A 9,979-nucleotide genomic window follows, 5' to 3' on the forward strand; every position below is an offset into this window, starting at 1 on the left:
AAGACCGCAAGCGGATTAAGCATCGACGTGAGGGCAGTCACAGCTCACGATGCTTCGCAACCCCCTGTGAGATACCTGTGGAGCAACCTATGCAGATCCGGAAAATTGCCGCCATGGCCGCCATGGCATTGGCCCTGACCGCCTGCGGCGGTTCCACGGGCACCACGGCGAGCGGCGGCTCCCTGCGCATCATGGCCCCCGCGGCCCCCGGCGGCGGCTGGGACCAGACCTCCCGTACGGCCGAGCAGGCCATCAAGTCGGTCGATCCCGGCCGCAAGACCGAGGTCTTCAACGTCAACGGCGCGGGCGGCACCATCGGCCTGGCCCAGCTGGCCGGCGAGAAGGGCAACGGCAACCTGCTCATGACCATGGGCCTGGTCATGGTCGGCGCGATCGAGCAGAACAAGTCCAAGGTCACGCTGGCCGAGACGACGCCGATCGCCAAGCTGACCGAGGAGTACGAGATCGTCGTCGTGCCCGCCGAGTCGCCGCTGAAGAGCCTGGCCGACCTGGTGGCCGCCTGGAAGGCCGACCCCGCCAAGGTCTCGGTCGCGGGCGGCTCCGCCGGCGGCACCGACCACATCCTGGCCGGGCTGATGGCCAAGGCCGCGGGCGTCGACCCCAAGCAGGTCAACTACATCGCCCACTCGGGCGGCGGCGAGGCGCTCAACGCCCTGCTCGGCAACAAGGTCAGCATCGGCGTCTCGGGCATCGGCGAGTTCGCCGAGCACGTCAAGTCGGGCAAGCTGCGCGCGCTGGGCGTCTCCGCGCCGGAGCGCGTCGAGTCCGTCGACGCCCCCACCCTGAAGGAGGGCGGCCTGGACGTGGCGCTGGCCAACTGGCGCGGCATGGTCGCCCCCGCCGGGCTGTCCGACGCCGACAAGAAGGCGCTCGTCGACCTGGTGACCAAGATGCACGCCTCGCAGGCGTGGAAGGACGCCCTGGCCAAGAACGGCTGGATCGACGCCTTCCAGGCCGGTGACGAGTTCGCGCAGTTCCTCACCTCCGAGCAGACCCGCATCAAGGGCGTCATCGCCGAGATGGGGCTCGTCTCCTGATGAACGGCCGATGGTGGCGGCCGGAGCTGATCCTGGCTCTGGCCGTCCTCCTCCTCGGGGTCTTCGTCGTCGTCGGCACCCTCGACGTGAGCACCGCCGCCTCGACGCTCGGGCTGGGCCCGAGGTTCTTCCCCATGCTGGTCGGCGGCGCGATGATCCTCATCGGCGTCTTCTACATCGCCGACGTGCTGCGCGGCGGCAAGGGCGACCCCGAGGAGAGCGAGGACGTCGACGCGCAGGCGCCCGCCGACTGGCGCAGCGTGCTGCTGATGAGCGGGATCTTCCTGGCGTTCGTCGCGATCGTCCAGCCTCTCGGCTGGCCGCTCGCCGCGTCGCTGCTGTTCACCGCGCTCGCCATCGCGCTGGGCGCCGAGCACCGGGTGCGCGCCGCGATCCTGGGACTGGTCATCGGATTCGGCACCTACCTGCTGTTCGTCAAGGGGCTGGGCGTGACCCTTCCAGGAGGGGTGACCCCGCTGTGAACTCCTTCCAGCTGCTCATGGACGGCTTCGCCGCCGCCCTGACCTGGGTGAACCTGCTGTACGCGCTGCTGGGCGTGACGCTCGGCACGCTGGTGGGCGTGCTGCCCGGCATCGGGCCCGCGATGACCGTGGCGCTGCTGCTGCCGATCACCTTCACGGTGGAGCCGGCCAGCGCGTTCATCATGTTCGCCGGCATCTACTACGGCGGCATGTACGGCGGCTCGACCACCTCGATCCTGCTCAACACGCCCGGCGAGTCGTCCAGCATGATCACCGCGCTGGAGGGCAACAAGATGGCCCGCCGGGGCCGTGCCGCCCAGGCGCTGGCCACGGCGGCCATCGGGTCCTTCGTCGCGGGCACCCTGGCGACGGCGATGCTGGTGGTGGCCGCCCCGCTGGTGGTCGACTTCGCGGTCTCCTTCGGCGCCGAGGACTACTTCGCCCTGGCGATCCTGGCCTTCACCGCGGTCTCCTCGGTGATGTCGCGCAGCGTCGTACGCGGCCTGGCATCCCTCGGGTTCGGCCTGGTCATCGGCCTGGTGGGCATCGACGAGCAGACCGGGCAGGCCCGCCTGACCCTCGGCCTGCCGCAGCTGCTCGGCGGCATCGAGGTCGTGGTCGTCGCGGTCGGCCTGTTCGCGCTGGGCGAGGCGCTGTACGTCGCCTCGCGGATGCGGCACGCGCCGCCGGACGTCATCCCGGTGGGCAGGGCCTTCCTCGGCAGGCGCGACTGGGCGCGCTCCTGGAAGCCGTGGCTGCGCGGCACCGCCCTGGGCTTCCCGTTCGGCGCGCTGCCGGGCGGCGGCGCGGAGATCCCCACGTTCCTGTCGTACGCGGCCGAGAAGAAGCTCGCCAAGAGCGACGAGTTCGGCAAGGGCGCGATCGAGGGCGTGGCGGGCCCCGAGGCCGCCAACAACGCCTCGGCGGCCGGGACCCTGGTCCCCCTGCTCACGCTGGGCCTGCCGACCTCGGCCACCGCCGCGATCCTGCTCGCCGCCTTCCAGCAGTACGGCCTGCAGCCGGGACCGCAGCTCTTCGACCACAGCCCGGCCCTGGTCTGGGGCATGATCGCCTCGCTGTTCATCGGCAACGTCATGCTGCTGGTGCTCAACCTGCCGCTGGCTCCGCTGTGGGCCAAGGTGCTGCACGTGCCCCGGCCCTACCTCTACGCCGGCATCGTGGTCTTCGCCGCGCTGGGCGTCTACGCGCTGAACGCCTCCGTGGTGGACCTGGTCGTGCTGTTCCTGCTCGGCCTGCTGGGCTTCGCCATGCGCAGGTTCGGCCTGCCGATCGCCCCCGCGGTGATCGGCATGATCCTCGGCCCCATGGCGGAGATCCAGCTGCGCCGCGCGCTGGCCATCGGCGCGGGCGACATCGGCGTCCTGGTGGGGAGCCCGGTGGCCGTGGTGCTGCTGGCCCTGTCGTTGCTGGCCCTGTTCACGCCGCTGTTGCGCAGGCTGTGGGCACGGCGGCGCACCGAAGCGGTAACGGCCTCGTCACAGCAGGAGTAAGGGCCCTGCCCGAGGGCATCATCCCCGTGGTTCTTGGGAGCTTCAGGTCCCGCCGGCCCTGTCCACCGGCGGGGCCTTATGCTTTGTTAAGTGACTTCACCAAGATTTCTCTACCTGGTACGGCACGGCGACGCCTTCCCCGACGGCCCCCTCACCCCCGCCGGCAGGCGCCAGGCGTTCCTGCTCGGCGAACGGCTGGGCGAAGTGACCTTCGACGCCGTGCACCACAGCCCCGTCCTGCGGGCCGCCGAGACCTGCGCGCTGATCACCGCGTCCGGCGCCGCGCACGAGGCCGCGGGCGACTACGTCCCCTACCAGCCCACGCCCGACGAGGCCCCGCGCTTCCTGGTCGACTTCGCCGCCCAGTTCCCGGAGCGCCGCGACCTCGCCGCGCAGGCGAAAGCGCTGTTCACCGGCCCCGCCGAGGGCGACCGGCCGCGCCGCGAGCTGGTCGTCACCCACAACTTCCTGGTGGGCTGGCTCGTACGGCACGCGCTCGGCGCCCCCGACTGGAGGTGGCTGACGGTCAACGCCTGCAACGCCGCCCTCACGGTGATCCGCTACGCGCCCGACCGGCCGCCGTCGCTGATGCTCCTCAACGACATGAGCCACCTGCCGGCCGAACTGCAGTGGACCGGGTTCAGCGTTCGTCCGTGACCAGATCGGCGCGGCCCGCGTACTTCTCCGCCACGACCGCGATCTCCTCCGCGCTGAGGTCCAGCGGGGCGACCAGGACCGCCAGGGGCGAGCCGTAGGCGTTCCTCGCCGTGACCGCGGCCAGGCGGGTCAGGCCGCCCATGCGCCGCATGACCGCCCGGGTGTCCCTCGGCAGGAAGGCGATCACGCTCTCGTCGCCGTTCAGCGCGCGCTGGTGCCTGGCCACCTCCGTGAGGCGCACCTCCCTCACCTGGCTCCAGGTCAGGCTCACGCCGTGCCGGGGGAAGGCGACGCCCGCGCAGTTCATCACCAGGACCGGGCCGGGCGACAACTTGCGCGCCGTGCCGTACACCAGCGCGAGCATGACCAGCACGTCGAACGGCAGCCTGCCCCAGGTGGCCGTCCTGGCGTCCTGGAAGACGATCAGGACGGTCACCGCCAGGAGCATCAGCAGCGGCAACCAGACGAAGGCGGCCTTCAACGGCTTGTTGACCACCTCCACCTCGGTCCCCTCGACGTCGACCTCCGCCATGGACTGCCGCAGCAGCGGCAGATCCTCCCATGACCTGTGCCGCCGCAGCTCGGTGCCCATGCGCAGGAGCAGCGAGACGGCGAGGAGTACCACCGCGACGACCGGGATCACAGCGCTCATGACGCAGCATGATGCGCCGTGCCGCTATCAATCGCTTATCGAACGCCCTCCTGCCCGTCCTCGACCACGAACTCGCCGGCTCCCGTGGAGCCGAACCCGGCCTGGCGCAGGGTGAGGGAGATCGCGCCCGATCCCCCGGCCAGCACCTGGGACTCGGTGATCCGGTAGGTGGCCGGCACCGCGCCCTCCGCGAACAGCCGCTTGCCCTCGCCCACGACGACCGGCACCTGGATCAACCGGTAGACGTCGACGAGCCCGGCGTCGTGCAGGCTGCGCACGAGCTGCCAGCTTCCGTGCACCTGCAGCTCGCCGCCCGGCTGCTCCTTGAGCTTGCGCACCTGCTCGATGGCGTCGCCGCGGAGCACCGTCGTGTCGCCCCAGGCCGCGTCGGCGTCGGCCAGGCTGTCGCTGACGACGTACTTCTTCCAGGTGTTGAGCGCCGTGGCCACGATGTTGTCCGGGTCGGTGACCTGCGACCAGTAACCGCGCATCATCTCGAAGGTGGTGCGCCCCAGGAGGATGGCCTCGGCGCGGCCGAACCACTCGCCGATCGGGTCGAGCTGCCCCTCCGTGCTGTGCGGCACGAGCCAGCCACCCCGGTCGAACCCGTTGCTGCGGTCCTCCTCGAATCCCCCCGGACCCTGCATGACCCCGTCAAGGCTGACGAACGTGTGAACACTGATTTCCATGGGATTCACGCTGCCAGGCAGACTGGAGGAGAAAAACAGCAAAGGTCGCAACAATCACCACGTGTGGAGTTAACAGTCCATTGGAGCAGCGGGACATCGAGATCTTCCTCGCGGTTGCCGAGGAACTGCACTTCGGGCGGGCCGCCGAGCGCCTGAGGGTGTCGACGGCCCGCGTCAGCCAGACGATCAAGAAGGTGGAGCGCCTCATCGGCACCCCGCTGTTCGAGCGCACCACGCGGCGGGTGCGCCTGACCGCCGTGGGCGAGCAGCTCCACGCCGGCCTGCGCCCCGCCTACGACCTCACCCGTCAGGTGATCGCCGAAGCCGTCGCGGCCGGCCGCGACACCGAGAGCGTCCTGCGCGTCGGCATGCTGCCCAGCAACTCCTACGACCTGCGCCCGTACTGGGAGGCCTTCCGCTCACGTCACCCGCGATGGCGCCTGCAGATCCGGCACAACCCGTTCATCGACGCCTTCGCCGCCCTGCGCGGCGGCGAGATCGACGCGCTGGTCGCCTGGTTGCCCGTGGAGGAGCCCGACCTCACCGTCGGACCGGTCCTGTTCGCCGAACCCCGCGTGATCCTGGCCTCCCCCGACCACCAGCTCGCCCGGCGCGGCGGCCCGGTGTCCATGGAGGTGCTCGGGGACTTCCCCGTGCTCGACGGGCGGCTGGACGGCCACCGCAACATCCCGGCCTACTGGGAGGACTCGCTCACGCCGTTCTACACGCCCAAGGGCAGGACCGTGGAGCGCAGCGTCTCCCCCGTCGCGACGCTGGAGGACATCTTCACGCTGGTGGGCACCGGTCAGGCCGTCCAGCCGCTCACCGCGCACGCCGCGCGTTTCCACGCCCGGCCCGACATCGCCTACCTGCCCGTCTCCGACCCGTCGCTCGTGCGGTGGGGGCTGGTCTGGCGCAGCGCCGCCGAGTCGGCCGCCGTCCGCGCACTGGCCCGCGTGGTCAGGGACCTGGGACCGCTGTCGTAGAGCGGGTTCAGCTGAGTGCGCGGCTCAAGCAGAGTGCGCGGGACTGCGCGGCTCAAGCAGAGTGCGCGGGACTGCGCGGCTCAAGCTGAGTGCGCGGGCTCAGCGCCTGGCGGCCATGTGGTCGAGCGGGTCGGCCAGCAGGTCGGCGAAGGCCAGTTCGGCCGCTCCGGCGAGCGTCGTGTCGTCGCCCAGCCCCGAGACGGCCAGCAGCACCCTCTCGCGCGCCACCGGCAGCACGTGGGCGTCGATCCTGGCCTGCACCTGCGGCGCCACCCCCGGATAGAGATCACGCAGCATGCCCCCGAAGATCACCAACGCGGGGTTGAAGAGGTTGATCAGATTGACCACGCCCACCCCCAGCCAGTCGCCGATCCGCGCCAGCGCGGCTTTGGCGGCCTCGTCGCCGGCCCCCGCCAGGGCGACCACCGTCCTGATGCCGTCGCGCCCGACCAGTTCCCCGGCCCGGCCCGCGTAGTCGAGCAGCGCCCCCTCCCCCACCTCGGCCTCCAGGCAGCCGCGCGAGCCGCACAGGCACGGGCGGCCCTCGATGGGGTTGACGACCATGTGGCCCAGCTCGCAGCCGTAACCGCCGTCGCCGTCGAGCAGCTTGCCGCCCGCGATGATGCCGCCACCCACGCCGACGTCGCCGTGCAGGTAGATGAGATTGTCGACCGCCGCGCCCGCACCCCTGACGTGCTCGGCGACCGCGCCCAGATGCGCCTCGTTGCCCACCGACACGGCCAACCCGAGCCCCAGCTCGGCCGCCAGCTCGGCGCCGAAGGCCTGGTCCACCCAGCCCAGCTGCGGGCCGTACCTCACCATGCCGTCGGCCCGCCTGATCAGGCCGCAGTAGGAGGCGCCCACGCCGACGCACGTCGTGCCGGGGGCCGCCTCGGCGACCAGCTCGCGGCCGAACGCGGCCAGCACGCCGACCACGTCCTGGAGGTCCACGCCCGACCTGGTCCGCACGGCCTCGCGCCGCGCCAGGATCGTCCCGCCCAGGGCCACCCTGGCCGCCACCAGGCGGTCGACCGCGACGTCGAACGCCAGGCCGTACAACTTCTCCGGCTCGGGCATCACCATGATCGACGGGCGGCCGGCGCGCCCCCAGTCGGTCGGCACCGCCTCGCGCACCAGGCCCGCCGAGACGAGCTCCGCGGTCAAGTCCATGATCGTGCTGCGGTTGAGCCCCATGCGGGTGCTCAGCGCGGCACGGGACAGCGGACCGCCTTCGTGCACCCTGCGCAGCACCTCGCCGAGGTTGCGCCGCCGTAGTTGCTCCTGGGTGCGTGTGGCTCCGCCCGTCCTCACCCGTCCACGGTATGCCAGCGACCCGCACGACGCGAGACGACGCCGGGCGCGAGACGGCGTCGGGGGTGCGACGGGCGTCAGGCGCGAGCCGGCGTCAGACGCAAGCCGATGTCAGGGCCGCCTGGCCCACGCGCCGACCAGCGTGGGGAAGACGGTCACGGCGTCGACCTCGCGCATGGCGGCCTCGATGCGGCCCGACAGCGTGGCCAGATCCACCTCGGCGGCCGAGGCCACGCCCGTCTTCTCGATCAGCGGCATCAGCGCCGACACGATCCCGGACAACGACCGCGCGCCGTCCTCGGGCGAGACGTAGACCTGCAGGCCCAGGATCTCGGGGTCGAGCCCGGCCTTCCGCAGCACCCTGTCGAGGCGGGTGCCCAGCGCCGGGTCCATGCCCCCGCGACGGAACGCCTCCACCATCCAGCCCAGCGCCTTGCTCCCCAGGGCGCAGGCCGGTTCGGAGCGGGCGGCGACCATGTCGTACTCCATGGCGACGTAGATCCCGCCGGGCGCCAGCGCCCGCAGGTGATGCTCTATCACGGCCGGCGCGTCCGCGCAGTACAGCAGGATGAGCCTGCCGACCACCGCGTCGAACCGCCCGCCGCTCCACTCGCGCACATCGCCCCGCTCGAAGACCGTGTTGCCGAGCCCGCGCTCGGCCGCCCTGCGCCTGGCCAGCGCCAGCGCCCGGTCCTCGATGTCCACGCCCACGACCTGGCCACTCTCACCGACGATCTCGGCGGCCGTCAGCGCCACGTCCCCCGCGCCCGTGCCGAGATCCAGCACCCGCATCCCCGGCCGCAGCCCGGCCAGGCCCAGGATGGCCCCGGTGGCTGGAGCGAGCATGCGCGCCTGGTGTTCCAGACGGTCGAGCTCGGGGTCGTCGTGGCCCAGGACGTAGGCCCGCTTGCTTGTCGTCATCTGTCTGCCTCCTCTGGGCCTTCCGGCCGATGCCGACGGTAGGCGGGGAGGCGGGCGGGTTCCACGTATTCGTACGCACACCGCGATGGCGAACGAGATCGTTGACGACGCTGCTCACGTTGGGCCTGGCCACCACGATTTCGCGGCGGCTGCGGCCCCGACCAGCGACTCGTCGAGGCCGACCTGTCCGATGCGGACCTGGCCTCCGGCCACAGCCGTGTCTTCGCGGGACACCGGCCTTGTGACGCGGCGGGCTTCAGCACGATCGGCGACGTCCCGGTCTCGGCGGGCGACTGCGCAGTGGGGTGTGGAGCCTCCAGGAAGACTTCCAAACGCGATAGTTGCGCTGTTGGAACCATCCAGAACGGTGCACGCACACCGTCATCGGAGGCCGCAACCCTTTGGTCCGGAGCCCTCCCCCGGAGGTGTGCCCCGCTAGGCGACCCGGCTCGAAGTCGATGCCCAGGTGTTGCATGAGCCGGGATCCCCCGTGAGGAAGCCCTCCTTCGTCCAGTAGCGCTGGGACTTGCCCTTGCCGTAGTTCTGGTCGTCTACGAACATGCGATAAAGCTGGTTCAGATCGCTGGAGCCCCGGTCCTTCAGCGGCCACACACTCTTGATGAAGGCGCCGGCCAGACACGTGATTTGCAGGTACTTGCGCCTGGTCTGCTCACGCAGCTCAGCCTTGGACCGGTGCGGGGTGCGCCCGTACGCGTCCCCGATGCCGACGAGGTTGGCCACGTGGAGCCCGTAGACAGTGCCGGCCTGCATGAAAAGCCACAGGTCGCGCGGTTCGTCCAGCCAGTCACGACCCAGCTGGAAGACCACGGTGTGCGTGTCGGCGCAGTACCACCACTGCGAGTTCGACATGTGGGTGGTCATTCCACACCACTTCTTCGGGATCTTCTTGGCGAAGGTGAGCTTGATGGGGCGGGAGTAGGCGCCGTTGGCCGCCAGGTACTGACCCCACGTGGAGTCAAGACAGTCGAAGACGCCTCTCAGGTAGGCACGAGCCGCGGTGGCGTCATTGGGGGTGACGGGCTTCTCGAGGCACTCGGACTCGGGGAGCTTGCCGTAGTTGTAGAGAGGGTGGTTGGTGAGTTCAGGCTCATCGACGGGATAGGCCAGGGCGGGGGTGCTGAACGCGAGCACTAAGGCGGAGCCCAGTGCGGCGACGACAGGGAGTCTCACGTCGCCGGACAATAGGGCTGAACCAGCTTCGCGGGCAATCTTCGACCAGGGATCAGCCGCGGCACGAGCTTCATGGCCCCGTCGAGGCAGCGGCACGCTTGAGCAGGTTGTCGATGACCCCCACGCCGCCGACCGCAGGGGCGTAACGGTAGGCGCCAGGCACACCCACTAGACGCAAGCCAAACCCGACCAGCGAGGCCGAGCCCTCAAAGGAGTGCACGTCGAGCACCCCGGACGGGGTGTCGATGGCCCCCAGGCCATCGACCTCGGGGGTGTGGGGGTGGGCCGCCAGGCACACCCCCACTGAACACAGCCCAAGCCCGACCAGCGCCGAAGGCGCCCGACCAGCGCGGCCCAAGCCGTGAAAGGGGCGCGCCTGGAGAACCCGGGCGGGGTGTCGATGGCCCCCGGGCCATCGACCTCGGGGGCGTGGGGGGGGGGCCCCCCCCCCCCCCCCCCGGCCCCCCCCGGGCGCCCGCCCCCCCCCCCCGCGCCCCCCCCCCCCAGGACCGCGCCGCGCG

At 71.1% G+C, this 9,979-nt stretch carries 10 protein-coding genes; 5 read left to right on the plus strand and 5 right to left on the minus strand.

Translation table 11 applies throughout. The annotated features are described in order from the left end of the window. The first annotated feature begins 89 nt into the window (after positions 1 to 89). The 4 genes from ACIBH1_RS16870 (at position 90) to ACIBH1_RS16885 (ending at position 3,708) form a co-directional block, all read left to right on the plus strand. Entirely contained in the window at positions 90 to 1,058 is a 969-nt protein-coding gene (locus tag ACIBH1_RS16870; RefSeq protein WP_397314652.1) for a Bug family tripartite tricarboxylate transporter substrate binding protein, read from the plus strand. Beyond that, positions 1,058 to 1,540 carry a tripartite tricarboxylate transporter TctB family protein gene (locus ACIBH1_RS16875; protein WP_397314653.1) on the plus strand — a complete coding sequence of 161 codons (483 nt, stop codon included), beginning with the start codon at positions 1,058 to 1,060 and terminating at the stop codon, positions 1,538 to 1,540. Before ACIBH1_RS16870 ends, ACIBH1_RS16875 begins: the two co-directional genes overlap by 1 nt. Further along, positions 1,537 to 3,051 (plus strand): tripartite tricarboxylate transporter permease, encoded by a 1,515-nt coding sequence (locus ACIBH1_RS16880; protein WP_397314654.1) that lies wholly within the window; start codon positions 1,537 to 1,539, stop codon positions 3,049 to 3,051. Before ACIBH1_RS16875 ends, ACIBH1_RS16880 begins: the two co-directional genes overlap by 4 nt. Positions 3,052 to 3,141: 90 nt before the next feature. Then, complete coding sequence (locus ACIBH1_RS16885) at positions 3,142 to 3,708, plus strand: histidine phosphatase family protein (protein ID WP_397314655.1); 567 nt, start codon at positions 3,142 to 3,144, stop codon at positions 3,706 to 3,708. Here the strand turns inward: ACIBH1_RS16885 and ACIBH1_RS16890 are convergent. After that, complete coding sequence (locus ACIBH1_RS16890) at positions 3,692 to 4,360, minus strand: hypothetical protein (protein WP_397314656.1); 669 nt, start codon at positions 4,358 to 4,360, stop codon at positions 3,692 to 3,694. The genes ACIBH1_RS16885 and ACIBH1_RS16890 overlap by 17 nt on opposite strands. A gap of 35 nt (positions 4,361 to 4,395) precedes the next feature. Then, the gene (locus ACIBH1_RS16895; protein WP_397314657.1) at positions 4,396 to 5,049 is read right to left on the minus strand and encodes a dihydrofolate reductase family protein; all 654 of its coding nucleotides are present in this window, start codon (positions 5,047 to 5,049) and stop codon (positions 4,396 to 4,398) included. Between the two features lie 80 nt (positions 5,050 to 5,129). Here ACIBH1_RS16895 and ACIBH1_RS16900 point away from each other — a divergent pair, with 80 nt between their 5' ends. After that, complete coding sequence (locus ACIBH1_RS16900; protein WP_397314658.1) at positions 5,130 to 6,035, plus strand: LysR family transcriptional regulator; 906 nt, start codon at positions 5,130 to 5,132, stop codon at positions 6,033 to 6,035. 99 nt (positions 6,036 to 6,134) lie between these two features. Here the strand turns inward: ACIBH1_RS16900 and ACIBH1_RS16905 are convergent, their stop codons facing one another. The 3 genes from ACIBH1_RS16905 to ACIBH1_RS16915 form a co-directional block, all read right to left on the minus strand. Further along, positions 6,135 to 7,346 (minus strand): ROK family protein, encoded by a 1,212-nt coding sequence (locus ACIBH1_RS16905; protein WP_397314659.1) that lies wholly within the window; start codon positions 7,344 to 7,346, stop codon positions 6,135 to 6,137. A 111-nt stretch (positions 7,347 to 7,457) separates the two neighbouring features. Further along, a complete protein-coding gene (locus ACIBH1_RS16910) occupies positions 7,458 to 8,267 on the minus strand; it encodes a methyltransferase domain-containing protein (RefSeq protein WP_397314660.1) in 810 nt (269 codons plus the stop codon). Positions 8,268 to 8,702: 435 nt separating this feature from the next. Further along, on the minus strand, positions 8,703 to 9,458 hold the full coding sequence (locus tag ACIBH1_RS16915) for a hypothetical protein (protein ID WP_397314661.1): 756 nt from the start codon (positions 9,456 to 9,458) through the stop codon (positions 8,703 to 8,705). Between the last annotated feature and the right edge of the window lie 521 nt (positions 9,459 to 9,979).

This window comes from Nonomuraea sp. NPDC050663 (assembly GCF_044456985.1).
Taxonomy (GTDB): domain Bacteria; phylum Actinomycetota; class Actinomycetes; order Streptosporangiales; family Streptosporangiaceae; genus Nonomuraea.